At 57.7% G+C, this 24642-nt stretch carries 25 protein-coding genes; 8 read left to right on the plus strand and 17 right to left on the minus strand.

What is annotated here, in order from left to right:
* Positions 1-242 precede the first annotated feature (242 nt).
* From BXY66_RS12360 to BXY66_RS12400, 9 genes are all read right to left on the minus strand, one after another.
* A complete protein-coding gene (locus BXY66_RS12360) occupies positions 243-2231 on the minus strand; it encodes a CocE/NonD family hydrolase (RefSeq protein ID WP_132860553.1) in 1989 nt (662 codons plus the stop codon).
* A gap of 103 nt (positions 2232-2334) precedes the next feature.
* Positions 2335-2964, minus strand: a complete 630-nt coding sequence (locus BXY66_RS12365; protein ID WP_132860554.1) for a trimeric intracellular cation channel family protein — start codon at positions 2962-2964, stop codon at positions 2335-2337.
* Positions 2957-4363, minus strand: coding sequence for an FAD/NAD(P)-dependent oxidoreductase (locus BXY66_RS12370; RefSeq protein WP_132860555.1), 1407 nt, complete (start codon positions 4361-4363; stop codon positions 2957-2959). Before BXY66_RS12370 ends, BXY66_RS12365 begins: the two co-directional genes overlap by 8 nt.
* Positions 4350-4661: a (2Fe-2S)-binding protein gene (locus tag BXY66_RS12375; RefSeq protein WP_132861066.1), complete on the minus strand. Its 312-nt coding sequence runs from the start codon at positions 4659-4661 to the stop codon at positions 4350-4352. The genes BXY66_RS12370 and BXY66_RS12375 overlap by 14 nt, the downstream gene beginning before the upstream one ends.
* On the minus strand, positions 4642-5742 hold the full coding sequence (locus BXY66_RS12380) for an NAD(P)/FAD-dependent oxidoreductase (protein WP_132860556.1): 1101 nt from the start codon (positions 5740-5742) through the stop codon (positions 4642-4644). The genes BXY66_RS12375 and BXY66_RS12380 overlap by 20 nt, the downstream gene beginning before the upstream one ends.
* Before the next feature lie 327 nt (positions 5743-6069).
* Entirely contained in the window at positions 6070-7344 is a 1275-nt protein-coding gene (locus BXY66_RS12385; RefSeq protein WP_132860557.1) for a bifunctional folylpolyglutamate synthase/dihydrofolate synthase, read from the minus strand.
* Positions 7341-7745 (minus strand): hypothetical protein, encoded by a 405-nt coding sequence (locus BXY66_RS12390; protein ID WP_132860558.1) that lies wholly within the window; start codon positions 7743-7745, stop codon positions 7341-7343. Before BXY66_RS12390 ends, BXY66_RS12385 begins: the two co-directional genes overlap by 4 nt.
* A 51-nt stretch (positions 7746-7796) precedes the next feature.
* A complete protein-coding gene (gene accD, locus BXY66_RS12395) occupies positions 7797-8741 on the minus strand; it encodes an acetyl-CoA carboxylase, carboxyltransferase subunit beta (RefSeq protein ID WP_132860559.1) in 945 nt (314 codons plus the stop codon).
* A 61-nt stretch (positions 8742-8802) separates the two neighbouring features.
* On the minus strand, positions 8803-9684 hold the full coding sequence (locus tag BXY66_RS12400) for a CPBP family intramembrane glutamic endopeptidase (protein ID WP_132860560.1): 882 nt from the start codon (positions 9682-9684) through the stop codon (positions 8803-8805).
* 186 nt (positions 9685-9870) lie between these two features.
* On the opposite strand from BXY66_RS12400, the gene BXY66_RS12405 reads away from it, so the two are divergent.
* The 4 genes from BXY66_RS12405 to BXY66_RS12420 all read left to right on the plus strand — a co-directional run bounded on the left by BXY66_RS12405 (position 9871) and on the right by BXY66_RS12420 (position 15110).
* Positions 9871-10641: a DUF6478 family protein gene (locus tag BXY66_RS12405; RefSeq protein ID WP_132860561.1), complete on the plus strand. Its 771-nt coding sequence runs from the start codon at positions 9871-9873 to the stop codon at positions 10639-10641.
* A gap of 22 nt (positions 10642-10663) precedes the next feature.
* Entirely contained in the window at positions 10664-11041 is a 378-nt protein-coding gene (locus BXY66_RS12410) for a hypothetical protein (protein ID WP_132860562.1), read from the plus strand.
* A gap of 310 nt (positions 11042-11351) precedes the next feature.
* Positions 11352-13379 carry an NADPH-dependent 2,4-dienoyl-CoA reductase gene (locus BXY66_RS12415; protein WP_132860563.1) on the plus strand — a complete coding sequence of 676 codons (2028 nt, stop codon included), beginning with the start codon at positions 11352-11354 and terminating at the stop codon, positions 13377-13379.
* Positions 13380-13703: 324 nt separating this feature from the next.
* Positions 13704-15110: an APC family permease gene (locus BXY66_RS12420; protein WP_132860564.1), complete on the plus strand. Its 1407-nt coding sequence runs from the start codon at positions 13704-13706 to the stop codon at positions 15108-15110.
* A gap of 90 nt (positions 15111-15200) precedes the next feature.
* Here BXY66_RS12420 and BXY66_RS12425 read toward each other — a convergent pair whose 3' ends face one another.
* Complete coding sequence (locus BXY66_RS12425; RefSeq protein WP_132860565.1) at positions 15201-15527, minus strand: NIPSNAP family protein; 327 nt, start codon at positions 15525-15527, stop codon at positions 15201-15203.
* A 72-nt stretch (positions 15528-15599) separates the two neighbouring features.
* On the opposite strand from BXY66_RS12425, the gene BXY66_RS12430 reads away from it, so the two are divergent.
* Positions 15600-16295: an ArsR/SmtB family transcription factor gene (locus BXY66_RS12430; RefSeq protein ID WP_132860566.1), complete on the plus strand. Its 696-nt coding sequence runs from the start codon at positions 15600-15602 to the stop codon at positions 16293-16295.
* Between the two features lie 152 nt (positions 16296-16447).
* Positions 16448-17353, plus strand: coding sequence for a LysR family transcriptional regulator (locus BXY66_RS12435; protein WP_132860567.1), 906 nt, complete (start codon positions 16448-16450; stop codon positions 17351-17353).
* A gap of 114 nt (positions 17354-17467) precedes the next feature.
* Here BXY66_RS12435 and BXY66_RS12440 read toward each other — a convergent pair whose 3' ends face one another.
* The 4 genes from BXY66_RS12440 to BXY66_RS12455 are packed head-to-tail and all read right to left on the minus strand — an operon-like array spanning position 17468 to position 20431.
* Positions 17468-18406 carry an OmpA family protein gene (locus BXY66_RS12440; protein ID WP_132860568.1) on the minus strand — a complete coding sequence of 313 codons (939 nt, stop codon included), beginning with the start codon at positions 18404-18406 and terminating at the stop codon, positions 17468-17470.
* Positions 18403-18975, minus strand: a complete 573-nt coding sequence (locus BXY66_RS12445; RefSeq protein WP_132860569.1) for a peroxidase-related enzyme — start codon at positions 18973-18975, stop codon at positions 18403-18405. Before BXY66_RS12445 ends, BXY66_RS12440 begins: the two co-directional genes overlap by 4 nt.
* 11 nt (positions 18976-18986) lie before the next feature.
* Positions 18987-19715 (minus strand): GNAT family N-acetyltransferase, encoded by a 729-nt coding sequence (locus BXY66_RS12450; protein ID WP_132860570.1) that lies wholly within the window; start codon positions 19713-19715, stop codon positions 18987-18989.
* Complete coding sequence (locus tag BXY66_RS12455) at positions 19712-20431, minus strand: competence/damage-inducible protein A (RefSeq protein WP_132860571.1); 720 nt, start codon at positions 20429-20431, stop codon at positions 19712-19714. The genes BXY66_RS12450 and BXY66_RS12455 overlap by 4 nt, the downstream gene beginning before the upstream one ends.
* 60 nt (positions 20432-20491) lie before the next feature.
* Between BXY66_RS12455 and sfsA the strand changes: the two genes are divergently transcribed.
* Together sfsA and map are read left to right on the plus strand one after the other, a co-directional pair.
* Entirely contained in the window at positions 20492-21202 is a 711-nt protein-coding gene (gene sfsA, locus BXY66_RS12460; RefSeq protein ID WP_132860572.1) for a DNA/RNA nuclease SfsA, read from the plus strand.
* A 109-nt stretch (positions 21203-21311) separates the two neighbouring features.
* Entirely contained in the window at positions 21312-22118 is an 807-nt protein-coding gene (gene map / locus BXY66_RS12465; protein WP_132860573.1) for a type I methionyl aminopeptidase, read from the plus strand.
* On the opposite strand, the gene BXY66_RS12470 is transcribed toward map, so the two are convergent.
* The 3 genes from BXY66_RS12470 to rsmD form a co-directional block, all read right to left on the minus strand.
* Positions 22115-23308 (minus strand): Hint domain-containing protein, encoded by a 1194-nt coding sequence (locus BXY66_RS12470; RefSeq protein WP_165929176.1) that lies wholly within the window; start codon positions 23306-23308, stop codon positions 22115-22117. The genes map and BXY66_RS12470 overlap by 4 nt on opposite strands.
* A gap of 118 nt (positions 23309-23426) precedes the next feature.
* On the minus strand, positions 23427-24074 hold the full coding sequence (locus BXY66_RS12475; protein ID WP_132860575.1) for an HAD family hydrolase: 648 nt from the start codon (positions 24072-24074) through the stop codon (positions 23427-23429).
* Positions 24071-24634, minus strand: coding sequence for a 16S rRNA (guanine(966)-N(2))-methyltransferase RsmD (rsmD, locus tag BXY66_RS12480; protein ID WP_132860576.1), 564 nt, complete (start codon positions 24632-24634; stop codon positions 24071-24073). Before rsmD ends, BXY66_RS12475 begins: the two co-directional genes overlap by 4 nt.
* Positions 24635-24642 lie beyond the last annotated feature (8 nt).

The following is a 24642-nucleotide window of genomic DNA, read 5'->3' on the forward strand; positions in this document are numbered from 1 at the left end:
CGCAAGCGACTCAAAGCAAGGAAAAATTAACGGCTGCGCTCAGTTTTTCGCTACGTCCAAACGGCCGCAGTCCTCCCCCTTCGCCTGTCCCCATAAAACCGGCGCATCATGTTCTGAAACCGACAGTAAAGTCGCTTTTGTTTCATTGCGACCTTTACTTTAGGGAAAGCTCAATTTTGTGACACAGCCATAAACTTCGCCGTTCAACGCCAAATAAATGGAAGGCATTGCGACCCAAAACATCAGAGTCGCGGCAGGCTGACGTGCCACCTTTTGTTAAACTGGACGTCGTCGTCGCCATAGATATGCAGGCGGGCTTCGACCTCAAATGTGTCTGCCAATCCTCGCATTCTGACCTCGCCTTCAACGGTTGCACGCCACCCGCCACGGGCCATGCGCCGCTCCCAGAAAAATGATGCTTCCGCAGATGCGGCATCATCTTCACGGATAAGGAAGAGTTCCTTGTGCTTGATCGAGTGTGACAATCCGGTGTTCAGATCTTCATCGACGCCAGAGTCGCTTTCAATTTCCAAAGCCAGGCTCTTGTCGCCGGAATCACGGATCAACCGCTTGGACTCTCCGCCTTCCCGCAGCCGCCTCGTTTCCCGGGCAGGGGCACCTTTGGGTCCCTCGAATGCCCAGTTATCCCCCAGGCCCTCTGGCAACACAGGCAAGTGAAGCGCGCCGCTCTGCACCGTCAACGTGACCGGAGCCGGCTCCGGCCAGACAAACGGCCAATAGCTGGTCGAAATCGCTACGCGCAGCCGGTGCCCCACCGGCAGCCGGTACCCGCATTGATCCAACACGACGCGCGCCTGCACAACCTCTCCGACTGGTATGTCGATCGAGGTTTCGTGCCCCTCTCTGTGGCGTAGGTTCAGGAACCCGTGGCAGATCAGGGCGCTGCTACCGTCCGGCGCGACGTCACATAGACGGACCGCAACCTGCGCACGCGGCTGATCACTGGAAAGAGACAGGGTCACCTCCGGCGCGCCAAGAATATCCGTCTCAGCCTCGGCAACCGGCGCATCGAAACACAAACTCAGCGCATCGTCCAACCTCTGATCGTCCGGGAGTTCCCCCGGTCCGAACCCGAACGGGAAAAACTCTCCTGCCGCCTGACCACAGGCCAATGCCGGAAAGGCCTTTCGATCAACAATACCGGCCTGTTCACACAGTTTCTCACCGCTAAAGTGCAGGACTTCAGGTGCTGGCCGCGCCTTCCAGTCTTGCAACGCCACCCAGCGCCCCGGTCGATGCTCATAGCTAACTGCGGGCGCGATACCGTCCATCATCCAGACCCGCATGTCCGGCAGATCTTCGGCTCCGTTGTCGATGCCTTTCAGCCAACGATCCCACCACCGGAGCATCTCGCCAAGGAAATCAATCTGCGGACCGGGCCACGCAAAATGCGGATATTTGTGGTTCCACGGTCCAATCAGCCCTTTGACCGGTGCTTGGAGATTTTCCACAAGATGGGCGATCGTATTACGATACCCGTCATGCCAGCCGCCCACACTCAAAACCGCTGCCTTGATTGCCCCGTAGTCCTCACAGACCGAACCATGTTTCCAATAGTCATCCCGCAGTTGGTGTTCCGCCCAGCGCCCCGCCAAAAACGGAGTTTCTTCAAGCCGGTCCATCCACATTTCCATGCCACCTTCGCGGATGATCTCGGGGTCGGGTGGCAGGGAAAACCAACCCAATACCGTCGCCGCCCACGCCGGGTTTTCGCCCAGCATGATGCCTCCCTTGTAGTGGATGTCGTCTGCATAGCGATCCACGGTGGAACAGATTGATACGACAGCCTTCAAGGGTTCGGGCTGAAGCGCGGCAATCTGCAACCCGTTAAAGCCGCCCCAGCTGATCCCCATCATGCCGACATTACCGGAACACCAATCCTGAGCCGCCAGCCACTCGATCACCGCCACTCCGTCAGACAGCTCCTGTTCCGAATACTCGTCGTCAAAAATACCTTCGCTATCGCCGGTGCCACGAATATCCACCCGCACACAGGCATATCCATGCCCGGCGAGATACGGATGTGTAAGCGCGTCCCTCTCGGCGGTGCCATCCCGTTTTCGATACGGCAAATACTCCAGAATGGCAGGCACCGACCCCGCGCCCTTCGGACGCCAGATGCGGGCCGACAGGTTCACTCCATCCGCCATAGGAATGAGAACGTGCGGCGATTCCTCTACTTCATACGGAAATTCAGTGACATGCTGCATGAACTGGCCCTCCTCCGGTCGTCCCTGCAACCTTCGCGCCACATGCCGCATTTTTCTAGCAGTTTTCGCAACTCAGCGGATCACAACGTCCAGCGGACGCCTCTCAGACCTGACTTTCCGCAGCCATATCTGTGCGTGCGATCACGATCAGCCTTACGACCAGCATGCCGACAAAGCTGATCCCGACCGCCCATTCCTCTCCAATCTGACGATCCAGCACGAGGTACAGCGAGCCCCCGATCAACGAGATCGTTGCATAGAGATCTTCCTTGAGCACGGACGGCGTCACGTTGCACAAAACGTCGCGGATCATCCCTCCAACCGTTCCTGTAATCACACCAATGACCACGGCAATTGCCACATGGGTCTCCATTTCCTGTGCAACCCGCACCCCGACAAGAGTGAAAAGGGCCAGCCCCACAGCATCAAGTTGCATCAAAAGGCGCAATCGCCGCCCGTTGCCGGATGGCAGGCGGGTCGCAACGAAATACATCACCACGGCCATCGGCACCGCCGTGAAGAGGTAAGTGAGATCGGTGATCCAGAAAACAGGCATGCGGCCAAGCAACATGTCCCGCACGGTTCCGCCCCCGACGGCGGTGGCAACCGCGATCACAGTCGCACCAAACAGGTCCAGTTCCAGACGGGCACCCTGAATTGCGGCCGAGGCCGCCATGACGGCTGTTGCCACAACCGTCAGGATGAACATCACGGACATCAGCTGCTCAATCATCTCCGCCCTCTTCCTCTGCGTGCTGCGCATCGTGGTGCATCTGAGCCAAAGCCCCAAGGGTTATCGGCTTGATCGGAGGACGCACGCCAAGCGGTGCGACATCGCCCATCAGAGTCCCACGCTCATCAGCCAGAATGCGCGCGACACCGTCCCCGCACATGCGCCCCTGACAGCGCCCCATGCCCGCGCGTGTCATCACCTTGATCTGGTTCGCCCCCTGCGCCCCGGACCGCACAGCGTTGCGTACCTCGCCCGCCGTGACTTCCTCACACCGGCAAAGCGTGACGCCGTCCGCAGGCGCCAATGCTGCCGGGTATGGTGGAAAGGCACGTTCCACAACCGGTCGCAGGCTCAACTCAAACTCGCGTTCCTCAAACCACCCTGCAGTCCGACGATCCCGCTCAGCACTGCGCACATAGCCAAGATCATGCGCAATCCCTAATGCCGCTATCCGCCCTGACAGCTCCGCGGCACGTGCTCCGCCGATCCACGCACCGTCCCCTGCAACCCAAACATGCGGTACTTCCGTCCGGCCCCAAGTGTCACAAACAGGCACAAAAGCCTGTTGTCCCTCATTCCAGACCTCTGGCACGCCCGCCGCGCGACTTGCTTGTAAATGCGGTATGACTCCGTGATGCAGCAAAACCGCTTCGCATGGCACTTCTCGTCGCCGCCCTCCGCTTGAAAACGCGACCGCCTCGACCCGACGCTCTCCGAGCAGGGCCACATCGCGGCTCGCCATGTACCGCGCAACCCCCGCGTTTCGCACCGCAACAAGGTCCGCAATGCTGCGCTTCACATAAGGCGTGGCGCGAAGCGCAAGACGCCACATGAGCATGGCCCGACGCGCATCTCCGCGTTTCCGCGTTTCTACCAGCGCCTTGGGCGGTGTGCCTGCTCTTACCAATTGCACCGCCACAAGGTGTAAAAGTGGACCCGACCCGACCAGCACAGCGTTTTCCACCGCGACGCCAGACTGTTTGAGCATGACTTGCGCCGCACCTACGGTCATCACCCCGGGCAAGGTCCAGCCCGGTACCGGCATCGGACGCTCGATCGCCCCGGTGGCCAAAAGGACGTTGCGCGCGTGTATGCGACATCCTCCCTCCACCGAAGACAGGGCCAGCCAGCCTCCCTCTATTCCGCAAAGCGCATGTCCGGCAAAGTGCGTGATCCCCTCGTGCTCCAGCGCCGCTGCCAGCGGCGCCCCCTGCACATAGTGTTCGCCCAACACTTCACCCATCGGGCGCGCCGCGCGCGCGACATTGCGATAAACTTGACCGCCTGCTCTGGGTTGCTCGTCGATAAGAGCAACGCTCATACCCGCCTCAGCACCTTCTCGGGCAGCCGCCATGCCCGCAGCACCGGCGCCAACGATCGCCAGATCAAAGAGACTCATAGGGTCCCTCCCGACTTTGGCGGGCCGGTCGAATATCGATCCCCGCGCGCACCTCGATCATGCAGGATTGTCTGGTGACACCGTCCACTTCGAGTAAACAGTCAAAACATACGCCCATCATGCAAAACGGAGACCGCGCCACACCGCGTGTCGGCGTCTGCCGGAAACCTTCGACGCCGTACTCCTGCAAAGCAGTGGCCAGGTTGGCGCCTTCCGGCAAAGAGATCACTTCGCCTTTGAACGTCACCTCCACGAGCGGTCCTTGTGGCAACAGAGATTTAAGCCGCAAACCGGTCATCGCCAAATACTCCGAGGTCCGGCGCATCCGCCTGCTTCAAAATCCAGGACGGCAACCGCATCGCGTGAACCGCAGCCAGCGTGACACCACTATGACAGCTCACCATGAACGCCCCCGGAAACTCATCGCTTTCCTGATAGATCGGCAACCCGTCAGGCGACATCACCCGCAACGCCCCCCAGGCGCGCAGAAGTTGGGCACGCGCCAACGCCGGGTAAGCGTCAACAGCGTCTGCCGCCAATTTTGCAACGCCTTCAAAAGTCACGCTGCGGCTCATACCGACATCTTCGTTGGTTGCGCCTATCTGAATTCCGCCGGCATGGACCTGCCGCGCAATCAATGACGGCCGCCGCAGCAATGGGGGCATTTTCTCCGTGATCAGAACCTGACCTCGCTCCGGCTTTAGCGGCGCACAAAATCCCAACGATGGGCCAAGCTTGATAGCCCCGAGACCTGCAGCCAGAACAACCCGCGCCGTCCGCACCTGCGACCCGTCTTCACACGTCAGACTGAAACCGCCATCTCGAGGCGCGACGCCGACCACCGGCGCACCGGCCAGTATTTGCCCGCCTTTCAGAGAAACCGCTTTCGCCAACGCGGTCAGCAACGCCAACGGATCCGCATGTCCGTCACCTGGATGCAGTACCGCACCTGCAACTTTAGGCCCCACTTCCGGCTCCTCAGAGCGCAACGCATCAGGCCCTAGGACCTCAAATGGATAATCCGCGCCCAACTTGGCCTGAATGGCTTCGTTTTCGGAAATGGCGAACTCCAGACTGTCGTCACTGAAGTGCAGGTCCAGTCCACCTTCCTGACGCAAGCCCAGATCCACCCCGGTGATGTCAGACAGGTCCCGCGCAAAGCCGACCCAAAGGTCAGCGCTTTCCTTGCTCCAACGGGCGTATCGCGGTTGCGAAACGCCTTTTCCTTGCAGCCAGATAAGTCCGAAATTGCCACGGCTTGCCTTGGGATCGGATTCGGCACCGTCGATCACAACAACCTTCTGCCCCGCGTTGAGCAATCCCAACGCCACCGACAGGCCTACTAGCCCACCACCAATAACAGCAAAATCCGCCTCCATCTGGCGTCTCCGACGACAACAACCGTTCAGGTTTCCTGCACGTTACTGGAGCCGCACTCATGCGCCAAGGTCAGCGATCTGAAAGGTTTGGACCTGTGCAGTGCAAACTGAGGCATGAAATTGTTCGGGGGGCCGAAATGCCCCCCGTTTTACCTGCCTGCCTGTCCCGATAAGTCTGCGATCTTTCTTTTCGATTTCTTCGTTTTGAAAGACCCGCGTTGAGGCGACTATAGCTTTGGTGATTCGAATCAGTCAACGGGGTGATTCGCAAAAACGAATCAGTTGGCCAAAAAAGTTGGCGACTCGGGCTTTCTGCTTATTCCGAAGTCATCCGTTGCTGCGCAGAATGTGTCCTGCCAAATACAGCGACCCGCAAATCAGTACCCGAGCATTCGGCTCTTCTGAAACAATCGCATCCAGCGCCGCTTCAACGGTTTCAGCCTCGTAAGCCGTTATCCCGGCAGTTCGAGCTGCCTTCGCGGTTTCCTCGGCGCTCAGCGTCGCAGCCTCTTCTGGAATGGACACCGCGTGCAGGCTGGCCGCTTCCGTAGCCAGTGGTGCCATATATCCGCCGACGTCCTTCGTGTTCAGCATCCCGCAGATCAGGTGGGTCGGACGCACTGCCAAGCCTTTCAAATACGCTCCGAGTGCTTGCCCTGCGGCCGCGTTGTGTCCACCATCAAGCCAAAGCTCGGCTTTTGGGGCCGCCGCCACCAAAGGTCCGTTCTTCAGCCGCTGCATGCGTGCCGGCCAAAAGACATCACGCATCGCCGCTTCACAGGCAGCCTCGTCACATCCAAGATACCGCAAGGCCGCGATCGCTGCGCCCGCGTTCTGGATCTGGTGCGCGCCGGGTAAAGCCGGAAGCGGGAGATCCAGCAATCCGTTTTCGTCCTGAAAGATCAGTCGGCCGCGTTCTTCAAAGACATGCCAGTGCTGGCCGTAGGCAATCAGCGGTGCACCCAGCCTGGCTGCCGTGTCCTCGATCACGTCCATAGCCTCTTCGGGCTGGGGCCCGACAATCACCGGAACGGCCCGTTTTATGATGCCCGCCTTCTCGGCCGCAATTTTGGCGACTGTATCGCCCAAAAACTGTTCGTGGTCTTTGCTGATCGGCGTGATCACCGTCAGCTTGGGCGCATCAATCACATTGGTCGCATCCAGCCGCCCGCCAAGGCCGACCTCAAGCAGGGTGTAGTCCGCTTTGGAACGGGCAAAAGCCAGCAATGCGGCACAAGTCGTGATCTCGAAATAGGTGATATTCTCGCGATTGTTGGCCTCCCAACACTCATCAAGAACTTCCGTCAGATGCGCCTCGTTGATCAACTCGCCCGCCAGACGGATGCGCTCATGAAACCGCGCCAGATGCGGGCTGGTGTAGGCGTGCACCGACTTGCCTGCGCCTTCAAGCCCGGCGCGGATCATCGCCTGCGTGCTGCCTTTGCCGTTGGTGCCTGCCAGATGGATCACCGGCGGCAATTCCCGCTCCGGATGGTCCAGCGCACCAAGCAGTCGCCACATGCGGTCCAACGTCAGATCAATGATCTTCGGATGCAGCGCCAACATACGCGCAAGAATGGCGTCGGAGGTTTGTTCGGTCATAGCCAAAAATCACACCTTTTTGCATCGTCTGACCAGAAGCAGAAAATGCCCTTAGCGTATCCGGGTTCATAGGAGCGGTTTAGTGTCAGGAAGCCACCCAAAATCCAAAATGGTTCAACGGAGACGATGGGTGCCTCCCAGTCTCCGTTGACCTTTTCTGGCGCAACGTAGCCCGAAATCCCTTTGACCACCAATGGCAGGGCATCCGTTGGAAAGCCCGCGCCCCAAACATACTCATCCATTGTTCCCGGCTGACTTGGTCCAAGGACAGCTTCCGCGTCCTTGAGCTCTTTCCCTATCAAAGTCAGGTCAGGCGAAAGACGCACATTCAGGGAGACCACAGCGACGAGAATAAAGCAAAGCAACGCCGCAAGAACAACTGCAATGGTACTGACTGCCAACCGAACTATCCGCATCCGCGACACCACATCCGCCAAAGTCGGGCGCCGCCCTTACTTCTTCGCGTCAGCCTTTTTCTCGGCTTCGGCTTGATCTGCCTTGGCCTCTTCCACCTTCTCGGGTGCAGGCAGGTCGCCTTTCACCGCGGGTGGCAGCCCCATCAGCATGCGCGTGATGGTCACCAGTTCATCTTTCATCTGGTTGCGATCAATCACGCGGTCCAGCATGCCGTGATCCAGCAGGTATTCCGCTCTTTGGAACCCTTCAGGCAACTTTTCGCGAATGGTCTGCTCGATCACACGCGGACCGGCAAAACAGATCAGCGCGTTGGGCTCGGAAATGTGCACGTCCCCCAGCATCGCATAAGACGCCGTTACACCACCAGTCGTCGGGTGTGTCAGCACTACGATATACGGCAGACCCGCTTCCTTGAGCATCTGCACGGCCACAGTTGTGCGCGGCATCTGCATCAGCGACAGAATGCCTTCCTGCATGCGTGCACCACCCGCTGCGGAGAACAACACCAAGGGGCGCTTCAACGCAACGGCGCGCTCGGCCGCCGCAATGATGGCGTTGCCGACATACATGCCCATCGATCCGCCCATGAACGAAAAGTCCTGCGCCGCCGCCACAATCGGGGTGCGACCCATCTCGCCTTCGGCCACCAGCATCGCTTCTTTTTCGCCGGTGTTTTTCTGCGCAGCTTTCATGCGCTCGGGATATTTTTTGCTGTCTCGGAACTGCAACGGATCGGTCACCGGTTGCGGCACGTCGACCTCTACAAACACTCCGCCGTCAAACAACGCCTCAAAACGGGCGCGCGGCGTGATGTGCATATGGTGCCCACACTGCGTGCATACATTCAAATTGCCCGACAGTTCGCGGTGAAACAGCATTGTTCCACAGCTGTCACATTTGGTCCAAAGGTTGTCCGGCGTCTCGCGGCGCGAGAAGATCGAGTTGATCCGCGGACGGACATAGTTGGTGATCCAGTTCATGCGATCAGGGTCCTCTGATAACGTTGGGGCATGAAATAGGACGCAACGCCACGAAATGCAATCAACGTCGCAGAGCAATCCTCGCGATCAGCCAGACGCACAGCATGCTCAACAGTTCCAACGGCAGCAAAGCTCGCATGACTTCGGCATCGTTTGGCGCGTACGGCAGGTGATAGAGTGCCAGCCCTCCAAGATCGTTCTCGAAGCCCGTCACGCTCATCGCCATGAAATTGTTGATAACGTGTATGACAATTGCAGGCGCCAGCGTTCCGGCCCGCGCCGTAATGTCGGCCATCATGACACCAAAAACCGTGGCCCAAACGGCAACCCAGACTGCTGTCTCGCCATAGATGTCCGGAGCATAGTGCAGCATACCAAACAACAGGCTGGGCACGCCGATCCAAACCAAAGGGGGCATGCCGTCCGCGGCGAGCTGGCTTTGTAGATATCCGCGAAAAACCAACTCTTCCGCGCTGCACTGTATCACCAGCAACACCAACGACAGAGGCAACAGCACTATCCAGCGCGATAGCGACATGGCCTGAACAAGATCACCACTTCCCGGCAAGGGGATCAGGAAAAACACGCCCGTCAGCAAGAGACACATTTTGCCCACCGCCCACGTCTGCCGCCACGCTTCGCTCCTTGGCCCAATCAGCGTCGCAAGCGATCGCTTGTGCAAAAGACGCAGCACCAATTTCAGCGCAACAGTCATTGCTCCGAACCCGGTCATCAGGATCACCATGTCCGCAACGGTCCGTCCTTGCAGGATCACGTCGATGTCGTCCCCAACCGGCAAAAGGGCTGCCGCAAAGACTGTCCAGGCGATAAGGAAAACGAGATAAAGCACGGCAACCATTGCCGCTCCGGCCACAAGACGGAATATCCCTCTTTGCGACCGTGCGGGAGCCACCAGGGCCTCAAAAGCATCATAAGACGTCATGCCTATTCCCTAGGCGATTGTGCTGGCTCTGCCTACTCTGAAGCTTGAAGGTGGAAATTTTTTTCTGCTCTTAACGCGGTTTAAGCACAATGCAGGTTTGTCTCAGGGCAGCCATTTGGGTAGACAGGAAAAAACCACGGGCGAATTGTTTCGCCACGGGAAACAATTGGGGACAGACGAAAGAGCATGGCGCGTACAGGCGGTTTGATCGAACGCATCTATCAGTGGGGCCAATCCCGCTATTGGGCACGCATCGCCCGCAAAGCCGAGCAAACCGAGCTCCCGGCTCTGCGCTCGCACCGTCGCCGAGCCCGCACACTGCGCCAACATCTCGACACACTGATCTCGGTTTCCGAAAGCCGTCTTGCCCTCCCGATTATTGGTTCCAACGCTTTTCCCAAACCTCACGGTACCGACTGGTCGTGGCGCCCCGCTCTCTGGCGCGAGCCCATTGCGGTCAAAGGTCGGGCGGCTGTTGAGAACAAGGAAATGCTTGGCGGCGAAGTCACGCTCTTTCATGATTGCCGCATCTCGGAACTGACCCTTCGCCAGCTGCGCAACACCCGCGAAAAGGATCTCGCGCCATTCGGTTTGCGAATGGACGTTTTTCGCTTTGACGGATCTTTCTTGTCTCTGGTTGTGGACATGCCCTCTGCAGGGGTAGAAGGCCTTCTTCGCAACCATGTGATCCGCATGGACACGATTGTTGAAATGGAAAAGCCGCTCGAGATTTTCGCCCGCCTGAACATCCGCCACGGCCCAAATACCGAGCAGATTGTCCGCGAACTGCCATTGCAGGAAGAAGAAATCCGTGTGGAATTTGACCTCGCCTATTCCAACCTCAATGAAAAGCGGGTCGAAAAAATGTGGATCGACTTGATCTTTGAGGGCCCCGAAATGAATCAGGTCATCCTACGTGACCTGACATTCAGCCGCCGCCCCCGCGCGGAATTCTGACGCAGCCTAGGAGCACGAGACAATGAGCCAACTGATCCTGACAAAGACCCGGCTGTTTGAAGGCACATGGGAAGGCGTACTCAGCTACGAAGGCGGCACCGGGCCTGAGCCATCGGTTGAAGTGACTTTCCTCGAAAAAGCGGTCCCGGGTGTGTCGATCAAAGCCGCCAACGACGAAGGCAAATGGGCGCTTCACATCCCAATTCCGCCGGAATCACTTTCGGATGGCACCCACACCATCCTGATCGAGAACGCCTCCAATGGCGAGCGTCTGGACAAGATCACCTTTATTGCAGGTGAAGCTCTGGCCGATGACCTGCGCGCCGAGATCGATCTGCTGCGCGCCGAACTCGACATGCTCAAGCGCGCCTTCCGTCGTCACTGCGTCGAAACAATGTGATCACGCCGCACAACCCTGAGTCAGCTTGTGACCCATTCTGGCCGGGCACCATCGCGCGTACCGTTAATGCCGTTCTGCCCGCTGTTCAAACCGACGCAATGCCGACGTGTTGCAGACGTTTTGCAGACAGCCATTCAGCATCAATTTCAGCGAATTAACTACAATTCGCCTCATAGAACTGTTTTTGCGGCGTGACGCTGGGTCCTATGACGCGGCGTTGCAAGTGACAGCGTTCTCCCTTTACGTTTTGGTAAGCGGCAAAATCTCTGCCCGCAACAAGCGCGCGGCAAAGGATTCTGAGGAGACACCCATGACCCAATACCCGCACATGCTGGCCCCGCTCGACCTTGGCTTCACGACCCTTAAAAACCGCGTTTTGATGGGGTCGATGCACACCGGCCTTGAAGAAACCAAAGACTGGAACAGAGTTGCCGAGTTCTATGGTGAACGTGCCCGTGGTGGTGTCGCTCTTATTGTGACCGGCGGTATGGCTCCCAGCCGCGAAGGCGGTGTTTTCCCCGGCGCGGCCGGTCTTTTCTCTGACGAAGACATTGCCAACCACAAAATCATCACCGACCGTGTCCACGAGGGTGGCGGCAAGATTGCGATGCAAATCCTACACGCAGGTCGTTACGCCTATGGCCCCGAGTGTGTATCCGCGTCCCCGATCAAATCCCCGATTTCCCCCTTCCCGCCGAAGGAACTGGACGAGGACGGCATCGAGAAACAAATTCAGGATTTTGTGACGGCAACAGTCCGCGCCCGCGAAGCCGGGTATGACGGCGTCGAGATTATGGGGTCGGAGGGCTACTTCCTGAACCAGTTCATTGTCACCCACACCAACAAGCGTACCGACCGTTGGGGGGGCTCTTATGAAAACCGGATCCGCCTGCCCATCGAAGTTGTGCGCCGCTGCCGCGAAGCCGTCGGCGAAGACTTCATTATTATCTATCGCCTCTCGATGATCGATCTGGTGCCCAACGGCTCCACCCACGAAGAAGTGGTACAACTGGCGCAGGAAATCGAAAAGGCCGGCGCAACGATCATCAACACAGGCATTGGCTGGCACGAGGCCCGCGTCCCGACCATCGCCACTTCGGTACCGCGTCGCGCATTCGCATGGGTCACCAAAAAGCTGATGGGCAAGGTCTCCATTCCGGTCATTACCTCGAACCGCATCAACACTCCTGAAGTTGCGGAAGACGTGCTGGCAGAAGGCTGCGCAGACATGATCTCGATGGCCCGCCCTTTCCTTGCGGACTCCGATTTCGTCAACAAAGCCGCCGAAGGCAAAGGTAACCAGATCGCGCCTTGCATTGGCTGTAACCAAGCCTGTCTGGACCACACTTTCTCGGGCAAGCTGACCTCGTGTCTGGTCAACCCGCGCGCCTGTCACGAAACCGAGTTGCCGATCCTTGCAACTGAGGACGTAAAATCTATCGCGGTTGTCGGCGCGGGTCCGGCCGGCTTGTCGGCCGCCATGACCGCAGCCCAGCGCGGCCACAAAGTCACGCTGATTGACCGGGCCGACAAACTCGGCGGGCAGCTCAACGTCGCCAAGCAGATTCCGGGTAAGGAAGAATTCTGGGGATTGGTTGACTGGTACGAAGTGATGATTGCAGACCTCGGAATCGAGGTAAAACTCAACACGGAAGCCACTGCCAATGCTTTGGCGGGATACGACGAAGTGATCATCGCCACTGGGATCATTCCACGTGATCCCGGCATCCCGGGTCAGGACCGCCCTGAAGTTCTGTCTTATCTGGACGTTCTGCGTGACAAAAAGCCCGTTGGCGAAAAGGTGGCCGTCATCGGCGCTGGCGGCATTGGCTTCGATGTTTCCGAGTTCCTCGTTCACGAAGGTGAAAGCCTCACCGAGAACCTGCCGGAATGGATGGTCGAATGGGGCGTTACCGATCCTTCCGAGCATCGTGGCGGTCTGGCTCCGGAGGGTCCTCAGCCCCACGCCGCCGCGCGTCAGGTCACCCTGATGCAGCGCAAGGCCAAGGCGCTTGGCAAAGGTCTTGGCAAGACCACCGGCTGGATTCACCGCGCAGCACTCAAAATGAAGAATGTCGAGATGCTCGGCGGCGTGAACTACGAGAAGATCGACGACGACGGTCTGCACATCTCCTTTGGAGAAGCACGTGAAAACCCCCGTGTGCTGGATGTCGATAACATTGTGATTTGTGCAGGACAGCTGTCGGATCGCTCTCTGGCCGACTCTCTCGAAGCTGAAGGCGTCACCTGTCATGTGATCGGCGGTGCCGACGTAGCGGCGGAACTGGATGCCAAACGCGCAATCAATCAGGGCACGCGCCTCGCAGCGTCTCTCTGACCCGCTCCCAAAATCAAGCGCCGGTCCCTCTAATTTTGTTAGGCCGGCGCCTGCATTTTTCGTAAGCTGAGTCGCAACGCGCGGTGGCAAAGAGCCTCGTTTGCCACTGCGTGTTAGCCTTGGGTGAAACTTGCAATCGTATGCGTCGGGAGGTTGTCTTCTCCGCACCGAATTCAAGGGCGGAAACCCGCCGATATGTTGCGAAAAAATGGCAAAATTTAGCTTTTGGTAACTTTTAATACTTCATTGACTGAAATAACTATAGCTACCTTACGCGCACGTCACTATTCTCGGGGCAGTCTTTAAGTCGGAAAGGATTTCCCCGTGTCAGAGAAAAAATCTGTGAGCATGATGGGCATTCTCCTGGTGGCCGTAAGCTCGATCCTTGTGATCGACACGGTCGCAGCGTCTGCCATCATTGGACCGTCAGCCATTGGCTGGTGGGTATTGTTCTTCTTCGTCTTCTTCCTGCCCTACGGGCTGGTGACTGCCGAACTTGGCACCACCTACAAGGACGAAGGCGCAATTGTGGACTGGGTGAACCGCGCATTTGGTCGCGGCTCAGCAGCCCGTGTGTCGTGGCTCTACTGGGTGAACTACTCGCTCTGGGTGCCGGCCGTCTATTATATGTTCGCCATCATCGCTGCCCAATTGATGGGGCTGGAACTCGGCCCATTCGCGATCGCGATTTTTGCGACGGCCATGACGTGGCTGACATCCTATATTGCGACCTTCGATGTTGAACGTCTGACTTGGATCGCTTCTCTTGGTGCAATCTTCAAATCGGTGATCATGGTTATCCTGGGTGTTGGGGGCCTCTATGTTGGCTTCACCAACGGTTTCGCAAACCCGTTCACCATCTGGGACACCCTGCCGTCCTTCGGTGACGGTGGAACTTACCTGCCGATCATCATTTTCAACGTTATGGGTTTTGAAATCATCGCAGGCGCGGCCTCGACCTTCAAAGATCCCGAGCGTGACATTCCGAAAGCCACAGTGCTTGGCGGTATCCTGATCACCTTCTTCTATCTGTTGGCGTCCCTCGGCATCCTGGCGGTTATCCCGCTGGCCGAAATCTCGGACAGTTCCGGCGTTATCGATGCCTTCCAACTGGTATTCGGCACGTCCGGCGGCGCACAAATCCTCGTCTACGTGATTGGCGTCATGGTGCTCTATACTCTGGTCTCCAACGTTGTGACCTGGGCGATGGGCGTGAACCAAACTGTGGTCTATGCAGCCCAACAGGGCCTGATGCCGAAAATGTTCGAAGGTGTTTCCGAAAAAACCGGCATGCCGACAACCGCCTCTTGGGCCAATGCCTGGATGGGTACAGCAACTATGGTCGCTTACCTCGTCATGGTGGACAGGACCGGCAACGAAGACCTCTTCTGGAACGTCTTCTCTCTCGGTGCGATCGGGCTTCTGGCATCCTATGTCATGATGTTCCCGGCCTTCCTGAAACTGCGCCTAACAGACAAAGAGGCCGTCCGCGGTTACACCATCCCCGGCGGAACCCCGGTTGCAGTTTTCTGCTCGGTCGTCCCGACGCTGATCCTGCTGGGCGGTCTGGTATTCTTCTTCTGGGTACCTGGCTCTCCGATGGACATGGAGTACTTCTACACTGTTGGCGCCGGTCTTCTGATCGCAGTAATCGGCGGCGAGTTCCTCATCGCCAAAGCAAACCGCGAACACCGCGCGCGCACAGATCAGAAGTCTGTCGCAGCGGAATAAGGTCCGACAGAGACGGGGCCGGCAAACCATCGCCGGCCCCGTTTCATGACTGGGGAAGAGCACCTTGGGTGAGGTGCTCTTTCTCAGTTTCTACCTGTCACCTTCACAGTGTGGCGCGGACGCCAGCTTCAGCCACGTTCTGTCCTCGCGTAGGATGAATTTCTCCTGCATTGCGAAGTCATAGTTCTCTCTCCCCAGCGGGTCCGCCGCAAGACGCGCGCGGTAACTTTCATACTCGTTGAGACTGGGTATGTTGTATATCCCGTAAGCCAATGTCGTGGAGCCTTCGTGCGGCGCGTAATAACCGATGAGCTCGGCACCGTTGCGCGGAATGGCCTGCCCCCAATTTCGGGCGTATTGCTCAAACATCGCTTTCTTTGTGGGATCGATCTGGTAACGGATAACACAGGTCAACATTGTACATCTCCTTTTTGCTGCTCCCGATCCTAATCCCTTGAACCGCAGCAATGCTTCGGTGAACATCGAAGTATGGAAAGCACTTTCAGAGACGGCCCCGACATCGCGCGCATTGCCGCGTTGATCGGCGATCCTGCCCGCGCCAACATCCTGTCGGCCCTCATGAGCGGGAAGGCTCTCACCGCTTCTGAACTGGCGACAGAGGCCAACGTCAGCTTGCAAACCGCATCCAGCCATTTGTCGAAACTGACAGACGGCGCACTTATCAACGCGCGCAAGTCCGGCCGTCACCGTTACTTCACCTTGGCCAACGAAGAGGTGGCCAGCGTCCTCGAAGCACTCATGGGGCTGGCGGCCACGTCCGGACATCTCCGAACGCGAACGGGTCCCAAGGATGCTGCGCTCCGCAAAGCGCGAGTTTGCTACAACCACCTGGCCGGAGACATGGGCGTGCGCATGTTTCGCGCGATGGTCGCAAAAGGCCATCTCGACACATCGGGCGGTGAACTGACCTTGACGAACGCGGGCCAGGCATTTGTGCAGATGCTGGGGATCGACGTGGAGGCCTTGCCCAAAACCCGCGCGCCTCTATGCCGCGAATGTCTGGACTGGTCTGAACGCACCTCTCACCTTGCAGGCCAGTTGGGCCGTGCGTTGCTGGCAGAGTTTATTTCCAATGGCTGGGCAAAACGGGAGCACAGCAGCCGCGTCATCACCATCACCAGAGCGGGCGAAACAGCATTCGATCAGCACTTTCCCGCGCCCTGAGCCCACCGTTTCCTGGAAAAGGTTAACTGTTTCTCTGTTTCCTCGCCGCAAACGATCCCTGACAAAATCCAGATATTGTCTGCTGTTTGCCCTCATCCTGCCCGATTTCACCGTCATTGATTGTTTCCAACGACGAGAAAGAGGACGAGCAGATGGATCGCCTGACGGAAATGGAAGCCTTCGCCACAGTGGTGGATCAGGGTGGATTTACAGATGCTGCCAAGAAGATGGGCATCTCTAAATCGGCCGTGTCCAAACACGTCTCAAGCCTTGAGGCGCGTCTCGGCGCTCGCCTTCTAAACAGAACAACCCGTCGCGTCAGCCCGACCGAAATCGGTTTGGCGTACTATGACCGGGCCCGCCGCGTTCTGAATGACGCCGGTGAGGCGGACGCGCTTGTGACCTCCATGCAGTCCGCACCCTCGGGGCTTCTGCGTATCTCGGTCGCGACCGATTTTGGTGTGAACCACCTCTCACCGGTCCTGGGTGAATTCCTAAGCGAGTTCCCTGAGATCACTGTGAACATGGTGCTCAACAACCGCTACGTCGAACTGATTTCCGAAGGTTTCGATATGGCGATCCGCATTGGTGAGCTTGAAGACAGCACCCTGCGTGCCCGCAAGCTGACCGAAACCACCAAGCGAATGATCGCCTCTCCTGCGTATTTCGAAAAATACGGTCGTCCGGAAAAGATCGACGATCTCAACGATCACAAGCTTTTGCATTACTCCAGCCAGTCCAACGGTGCCGTCTGGAAACTGACCGCTCCCTCGGGCGAAAAGCGTCAGGTGCGCACCGCCGGCTGGCTGTCGGTAAACGACGGGCAATCCCTGCTGAACGCAGCCGTCGCCGGTCTCGGCATCGCCTATCTCCCAAGCTTCCTGTACGCCGACGCATTGGAGCAGGGTTTGGTTGAGGACGCGATCCCCGATCTCCCGATGGAAACTCAAGGCATCTACGCGGTCTACCCACCTGGCCGCTTCACCCAGCCCAAAGTGCGCGCCTTCATCGACTTCCTGGTGAACGCATTTGCTGAAAAAGGCCCAAGCGCCTGGTGATATTCGACCTTCCCTGGCTTTCGTGAAGAGAGCACCCTGCGACCCGGGTTCCTGCATGGCCCGGGTCTTTTTTTGCCTGGGGAGCGCCATCGCGGATCAAGGCCTGACACGGCCTCATTCGGTGTTCAACAACACGGCCTCGACACGCCGGTTCGCAGATCGACCTGCCTCTGTAAGGTTAGACGCAACCGGAGAAAGATATCCTACACCGCGCGCTTCAAGTTGGTCTGCGGACACGTTATGCGCCTCTTCCAGCCTCTGCTTAACCGAGACCGCGCGTTTGCGGGACAATTCCGTGTTCGCATCCAACCCGCCTACCGAGTCCGTATGCCCCACTAGTGCCACCCGCCGTGTGTCATCCTCATTCAAAAAAGCAGCCAACATCTCAAGCGACGCAAATGGCCCTGTGCCAAGTTTGGAAGATCCAGTCTCGAAAACCAGATCTCCCAAAGTAAGATGACCTTCCGCCTGAAGCGTAGAAACATCTGCAGCAGACACATTGGGAGCAATTGGAGTTGCGGAGACCGGTCGCAGTTTTGGTCGTTTCTGGGTCACCCGCTTCGCTGGCCCGACGTCGGTAACTTGCACCATACCGGCCTCTGCCGTGCGACTGACGAGAACGCCGACGGCTTCCAATCCTGCGCTCGTTTCCTTCAACGCGGCCAGAAAGACATAGTCTGCCAGATCGACAAACATGTGAGGCGGCAAAAGAACCTCTATGTCAAACCGGAAATCGAACCCGCCACAAGCAGCCGCGTCACAACTATAAAGAATGTCAAAATCCTGCTCTAGAAGTTGCGAAGCAAAGGAAGACGCGAGCGCGTTGGTGCCGCCAAAGCCGCTTGTGATCCGCCAAGATCGACGTCGCACGTCGCCTGGAACCCGATCGACCGGAACCGCGCCACCTTCGTATGGGCCTGTGGGAAGCGCATAAATCCGCTGCTCCGGCGCTTCCGCATATATCTGTTGAGCCCCATCGGGCAAAACTGGCTCAAACGCCGCCACCGGCAGCCCCACCATCACGGCAAAGGTTATGGTGGCGGCCCGGATCACCGGGCCAGCGCGTGATATTCGTCGTTGGGACGCATGTCTGTGGCCGACGCGACGCGGTTTGACATGTTGTAAAAACCAGCGACATTGGCGATGTCCCAGATATCCCGTTCACTAAATCCGACATCACGCAGTCCCTGCCGGTCCGCCTCTTCGATTGTGTAGCTGGCCACCGTCATCTTTTCCGCGAACATCAGCATCGCTTTTTGTCGCGCATCCAGATCAGCCACGCGCCAGTTCATCACCATCATCTCGCCCAGCATCGGATCGCCAGAAAGCTGCCTGACGGCCGCTCCGTGCGCCACAAGGCAATAGAAACACTTGTTGATCGAACTAACAGCCACCGCGATCATCTCGCGTTCCAGCTTGCTCAATCCGCTCTCGCCCAACATCAGATCGTTATAAAGCGCTGTGAAAGCGTTCAACTTCTCAACGTGGATCGCATACGCCTTCAGCACATTGGGCACCATGCCCAACTTCTCCTGACAAATCTCGAAATAGCGTCGTGTTTCCGGCGGCAGCGGGTCCACCATCGGAATGTCCAGCGCAGTTGGCTTGTCTGTTGCTGACATGAGTCTCCCCCTCAATCCTTCGTTTTTTGTCTGTAGTGGTACTGTCCCACAACCGTCATGCCGAGGGAAGCGTAGAGCCCGTTCGCTCCCTCATTTGCCTGTGTGCAGATTACCGAAAGAGTGTGCCCACCCTGTTCCAGCACCCAGAACGCCGCCCGGCGCATCAGAAAACGTCCGACGCCCTGTCTGCGCTGGTGCGGTAATATTTCGACCGCGTGTACCATGCCGATACCCGCATGCATCGCCATGAAAGATGTGCCCGCAGGTTGATCGTTCCAGCGCGACACAAACCCTGTCTTTGGTCCGTTGGCACGCTGCATCACATTAATCCGAGCGGGTCCGATGCCGCCCTTGGCCCAGATTTCTTCCATGATCCTGAGCGGCTCCCACCCCGGGATGGCCGCAGTTCGCGGAGGACGCTCTGTAGCAATATCCTCTGCCTTGGCCGCATAGACATTGACCGGATCGACAATTTCGTAACCCCGCACTTCCAAGGCCTCATCAAGCGTATCTTCGCCTTCACGAACCATGAAAATTCTGTATTGTCCCAACGCCAGCATCGCAGCCTCTGCCGCATCTAGGTCGGCTTCAGTAAATGCACCGTCCACAGTCCCTGCGCTCACCCGCTTGCCACCACCCTGACCGTCGCGGATGGTCACAGGGCCAACCCGCGTTATGCTTGCGGGCGGCCAGGTTGCCTCGACAACGTCATACAAGGTCCGGATGTTCGGCAAACTCATTCAAACATTCCCGCCAATTTGGTGATCGCCGCATCTACCCGCGCGCCATCTGTTCCGCGAATAACAATGTTGGCACCAAAGGCCCCGTTCTTCTGGAAAGGGTAGGAACCGATTGAAAGGTCATCGAACTCCGCCGCAAGTTCGGCCAACGGACCCGCAATATCCCCTTCACCTCGGTCGATCCGAAGCGTCTGACTCAATAACGGCGCCCCTCCGGTAAGTGTTGGTAAAACGCTTGCAACCATCGCCTGAAAAACAACGGGGACACCGGCCATAACATGCACATTTTCCACAGTAAATCCGGGCGCTACGGACACAGGATTGTCAATCAGCGTGGCATGCTCGGGAATCCGCGCCATTCGTTGGCGTGCGGCATTGAACTCCTGCCCGCTGGCATCATAGTGCGCCTGCAAAAGCGCCGCAGCATCCGCGCGCACGTCAATGCTTTGACCGAAAGCTTCGGCCACACAATCCGCGGTTATGTCATCATGGGTCGGCCCGATACCACCTGATGTAAAGACAGTGTCATAGGACGTACTCAAAGCCTTCAAAGCCGCTACGATCTGGGGTTTTTCGTCCGCCACGATCCGCACTTCCGAAAGCGATATGCCCTGTTTGGTCAGTTCTCCGGCTAGGAAATGCATGTTCGCATCTCGCGTGCGTCCCGAGAGTATTTCGTCTCCGATCACCAGCATTGCCGCCGTTGGGTTTGCCATCGCACATACTCCCGTCTCTATCGCTTGCCAGAGGATACGGTCATCTATACGTCTGAGACCATGCGATTTTCCACCCCTCTCGTGCCCGCCGTGCTGATCCGCCGCTACAAACGCTTCCTCGCCGACGCACGTCTGGAAGACGGCAGTGAAATCACGGCACACTGTGCCAATCCGGGGAGCATGATGGGACTTGCGGAACCGGGAATGAAAATCTGGTTGGAGCCAAACAACGACCCGAAGAAAAAGCTCAAGTTTGGCTGGCGTCTGGTGGACCATGAAAACGGACATTTCACCGGCGTGGACACGTCTGTTCCGAACAGGGCACTAAAGTCTGCTCTAATGTCTCGACGCGTCGCCGCCCTTGCCGACTATCCCGAGGTGCGCCCGGAAGTGAAATACGGCGAGAACAGCAGAATTGATTTCTTGCTCACGGACGACAACAAACCCGATCTCTATGTCGAAGTGAAATCCGTAACACTGTCACGACAGGGCGGCCTCGCCGAGTTTCCTGATAGCGTGACTGCCCGTGGCGCCAAGCATCTGGCCGAATTGCAAAACATGGTGTCCGAGGGGCATCGCGCCATGATGCTTTATCTGGTGCAACGCACGGATGCAGAGAGAGTCACTCTGGCCGAGGACATAGACCCCAAATATGCCGCGGCGTTTGATGCCGCCACCGCTGCCGGTGTCGAAGTAATGGCGATCGGCTGCAAAATCACACCTGAAGCGATTGAGGTCGGCGCCGTGCTGCCATTCAGTCGCAAGCCATGACCGCAGGTCGTAAGAGACAGGAAAACTTTCAAAAATCCGCCCCCTCTGGTTCTTTGCACCAATAGCGCTTAAATAGCCTCAGACTCAGCTATTCTCGGAGCAAGACAGCATGATCGGCAAGGCCCGCCAGACCAAGGAAGGCATCCGCATCCACGACCCTTCGGATTCCGCCGGTATGTACACCGCCGGCGCCCTGACTGCGCGCATTCTGGATGAGATCGCCGAACATGTTTTTCCGGGTCAAACCACCGGAGAGATCGACCGCCTCATCGAAGCCAAGGTCAATGAGGCTGGCGCGAAATCCGCCACCATCGGCTACCGCGGCTATGAACATGCCAGCTGTATTTCGGTGAACCACGTCGTCTGTCATGGCATTCCCGGTGATAAGAAACTCAAGGATGGCGACATCCTGAACATCGATGTGACAGTGATTGTGGATGGCTGGTTTGGCGATAGCAGCCGCATGTACGTCGCAGGCAAGCTGAACCGAAAGGCCGAGCGCCTCATTCAGGTGACCCACGACAGCTTGATGAAAGGCATCGAAGCCGTCAAACCTGGCAACACTTTCGGCGACATCGGGCACGCGATCCAAACCTATGCAGAAGGTCACCGCATGTCCGTTGTGCGTGACTTCTGCGGACACGGCCTTGGACAGGTGTTCCACAGCCCGCCCAACGTGCTGCACTACGGCCGCCCGGGAACCGGCGCGGTTCTGGAAGAGGGCATGTTCTTCACCATCGAGCCAATGATCAACCTTGGCCGACCGGAAACCAAAGTGTTGTCTGACGACTGGACGGCCGTCACGCGTGACAAATCCCTGTCAGCGCAATTCGAGCATTCCATCGGTGTGACCGCTGACGGTTTCGAAATCTTCACGCTGTCACCCAGCGGCAAGTTCCACCCGACTTACGGTTAAGCGACAGCTGGTGCTTCGGCGGGGTTGATGACAAACCCCTCAGGGCGCAATTGCCAGTCGCGGGCGCGACGTACTTCTTCGACTGACAGCAATGTGCGCGCAGGAAGCGGAAGCGGGCCGTTGACCGGATAGCTGTCTGCGATCGCTTCGCGATCTTTGACCGACAGGCCACGTATCACCTCGTCGGATGCAAAGAGGCTCTCGGCAGAGACACCCTCAGCCATGACAATGGCATGGTGATCCAACAGAATGTGGAAATAGGACACCTGCTTCATGCCGATCTTGCGACGGACCTTGCACCGTTCGGTCAATCCCACCGCAGGCGCCAGAACCTCCCGCCCACGTTGATCTACCATCAGCATTCTGTGCTGTGGCGATACCAACAACGGGCGCAAGGGCAATCCAGGTCCAAGACTACCTGTCTTGAACTCCACAGGGGCCTGTTCACGGGATTTTTCAGTGTCGAACTGGACGGACCGTTTCCGCAGCAGGATCACAGGTTGCGGGCCTCGGTCCCGGGTCATCACAAGATCACCCTTCTGCAAATCCTCTACCGCACGCCAACCTGTCGGCGTGTCAATATGGGTGCCGCCCGCAAAACAGGGAATCCAGGCTTCCTTATAGACATACTCACCAAGGGCAGCATCGTACTGATAGGAATAGCCTGCATTGGCATCATCCTTGACGCTTTCACCGTCAATCACACCGGTCATGTTGTCGCCGGGAAAGCCGGAATACACTTCATAGTTTGGCGTATTGCCACCCATGTTGAAGACTATGTACTCGCCCGTATCCGGGTTCACCAAACAAATCGACTCGTTCGTATTCGACTGATGGTCGCCTTCCGTTAGAAGGTTTTTCCCATCTCCACCCTCGCTGGCTTCGGTGGCCCAATGACGATCTTCACTAAGTTCAGTTACGACCCAAAGAGGCTCTCCTGGCGCGAGAATGGTCCCTTCCTCAAATTCATGAACCAACCCCGTTTGGGCTTGTACCGGAGCCCCGGCGCCCGCAGAAATCGACCACACCTGCCACCCCGAAATGTCAATCGGTTGACCACTTGCGTTTTGGAAGGACACGAACTCGTCTTCCATTTCGGTAACGCCGTCGCCATCCGTATCAAACTCTGGGCCGCCGGTATTGTCGGGCATGATCTGGTGAAAAATGATGCCATCTAAGTTCGCAGTCATGGCGGGGGGCGCTCCGGAGATTCTTTCAAAGCGAACCCATACGAACATACGGTTAGTGCTTCTATAATGAAGCCCTTCCAGTTTTAAGTGTCCTGCGAATTACTCGGACGAAATGACTCTAAATTGACAGACCAAATCTGACGGCAACCTCCCGCATGTCTTTTACAGGTTCGGCCCCAACCAGACGCAGGGCGTCAGCCTGCCCTCTTTGAGCAAAACCCAATGTTCGCACTCCCGCACGCACACCAGCCAAACAGCCGCTTTCGCTATCGTCGATCATCACTGCTTGGCCCGTTTCGACTGCGCTTTGTCTGATAGCATGTTCAATCATGTCCGGAGCGGGTTTCGCCGCAAAGTGTTCGCGCGACAAAATGCGCCCGCACAACCGTTCCCAAAGCCCATGCGGCCCCAGTGTAAGGCGCATCTTCTGCATCGGTCCGTTGGAAGCGATCCAGACCGGCACGCCTTTCGCTTCCAACGCGTTGATCACATCCATTGCGCCGTCTATCAGGTCCACGCCCTGAGATAGACGCTCGAACATCTTGGAATATATCTCGTCTAACCAGTTATCTGGAAGATCTGCCCCTCGCCTCCGCGCTTCCCGGAAAACACTTGGCATCGCCCCTCCTACAAACTGGTTCTCGCATTCCTCCACTGTTGTGGGCAGCCCGTAATGCGTCAGGCTTGCTGCGAGCAGTTCATTCACAGGTCCTTCGCTATCCACAAGCACACCGTCACAGTCAAAAACGGCCAGCCGCGGTGTCACCTTTCAGCCTCCAGAAAGGTCACGTGCGTATCGCCATAGCGACGATGGTCTAGCAGCGAAAACCCGATCGGAGCCTGCTGCGGGCTGCTTTCTTCCCAGACGATCAGAGCATTCTCTGCCAACCAACCACCTTTCGCCGCCGCGTCTAGCGCCCTATTGCCAAGTGCTTTCCCGTAAGGCGGGTCAAGAAACACCAGATCAAAAGGAGCATCAGAATTTGCGGGCAGCCTTGTCGCATCTGTGGTGATCAGCCGCGTGCAACCTTTGGCGCGAGTAATCCGGACATTTTCCCGGATCAGCTGGCCTGATTTCCGCCCGTCATCAACAAAACACACATGTTCCGCACCGCGTGACAAAGCTTCAAGACCCAAGGCGCCCGTACCGGCGAACAGGTCCAACACACGCGCGCCCTCAATAGGATCACCAAATTTCCCACCCTGCAAAACATTGAACAGGCTTTCGCGCACCCGATCTGTGGTGGGACGCAGGTGAGCACCCGCGTCGCCCTTACCGACACTGGCAAGAGCGATCCCGCGATATTCTCCTGCGATGATCCGCATTGCGGCTC

The organism is Shimia isoporae (genome assembly GCF_004346865.1).
Classification (GTDB): domain Bacteria; phylum Pseudomonadota; class Alphaproteobacteria; order Rhodobacterales; family Rhodobacteraceae; genus Shimia; species Shimia isoporae.

Bases quoted from the DNA above. Each gene is read 5' to 3' on its own strand.
- BXY66_RS12360 (WP_132860553.1), bottom strand. From the start codon at position 2,231: ATGCAGCATGTCACTGAATTTCCGTATGAAGTAGAGGAATCGCCGCAC.
- BXY66_RS12365 (WP_132860554.1), bottom strand. From the start codon at position 2,964: ATGATTGAGCAGCTGATGTCCGTGATGTTCATCCTGACGGTTGTGGCA.
- BXY66_RS12370 (WP_132860555.1), bottom strand. From the start codon at position 4,363: ATGAGTCTCTTTGATCTGGCGATCGTTGGCGCCGGTGCTGCGGGCATG.
- BXY66_RS12375 (WP_132861066.1), bottom strand. From the start codon at position 4,661: ATGACCGGTTTGCGGCTTAAATCTCTGTTGCCACAAGGACCGCTCGTG.
- BXY66_RS12380 (WP_132860556.1), bottom strand. From the start codon at position 5,742: ATGGAGGCGGATTTTGCTGTTATTGGTGGTGGGCTAGTAGGCCTGTCG.
- BXY66_RS12385 (WP_132860557.1), bottom strand. From the start codon at position 7,344: ATGACCGAACAAACCTCCGACGCCATTCTTGCGCGTATGTTGGCGCTG.
- accD (WP_132860559.1), bottom strand. From the start codon at position 8,741: ATGAACTGGATCACCAACTATGTCCGTCCGCGGATCAACTCGATCTTC.
- BXY66_RS12400 (WP_132860560.1), bottom strand. From the start codon at position 9,684: ATGACGTCTTATGATGCTTTTGAGGCCCTGGTGGCTCCCGCACGGTCG.
- BXY66_RS12405 (WP_132860561.1), top strand. From the start codon at position 9,871: ATGGCGCGTACAGGCGGTTTGATCGAACGCATCTATCAGTGGGGCCAA.
- BXY66_RS12410 (WP_132860562.1), top strand. From the start codon at position 10,664: ATGAGCCAACTGATCCTGACAAAGACCCGGCTGTTTGAAGGCACATGG.
- BXY66_RS12415 (WP_132860563.1), top strand. From the start codon at position 11,352: ATGACCCAATACCCGCACATGCTGGCCCCGCTCGACCTTGGCTTCACG.
- BXY66_RS12425 (WP_132860565.1), bottom strand. From the start codon at position 15,527: ATGTTGACCTGTGTTATCCGTTACCAGATCGATCCCACAAAGAAAGCG.
- BXY66_RS12430 (WP_132860566.1), top strand. From the start codon at position 15,600: ATGGAAAGCACTTTCAGAGACGGCCCCGACATCGCGCGCATTGCCGCG.
- BXY66_RS12435 (WP_132860567.1), top strand. From the start codon at position 16,448: ATGGATCGCCTGACGGAAATGGAAGCCTTCGCCACAGTGGTGGATCAG.
- BXY66_RS12445 (WP_132860569.1), bottom strand. From the start codon at position 18,975: ATGTCAGCAACAGACAAGCCAACTGCGCTGGACATTCCGATGGTGGAC.
- BXY66_RS12450 (WP_132860570.1), bottom strand. From the start codon at position 19,715: ATGAGTTTGCCGAACATCCGGACCTTGTATGACGTTGTCGAGGCAACC.
- BXY66_RS12455 (WP_132860571.1), bottom strand. From the start codon at position 20,431: ATGGCAAACCCAACGGCGGCAATGCTGGTGATCGGAGACGAAATACTC.
- sfsA (WP_132860572.1), top strand. From the start codon at position 20,492: ATGCGATTTTCCACCCCTCTCGTGCCCGCCGTGCTGATCCGCCGCTAC.
- map (WP_132860573.1), top strand. From the start codon at position 21,312: ATGATCGGCAAGGCCCGCCAGACCAAGGAAGGCATCCGCATCCACGAC.
- BXY66_RS12470 (WP_165929176.1), bottom strand. From the start codon at position 23,308: ATGACTGCGAACTTAGATGGCATCATTTTTCACCAGATCATGCCCGAC.
- rsmD (WP_132860576.1), bottom strand. From the start codon at position 24,634: ATGCGGATCATCGCAGGAGAATATCGCGGGATCGCTCTTGCCAGTGTC.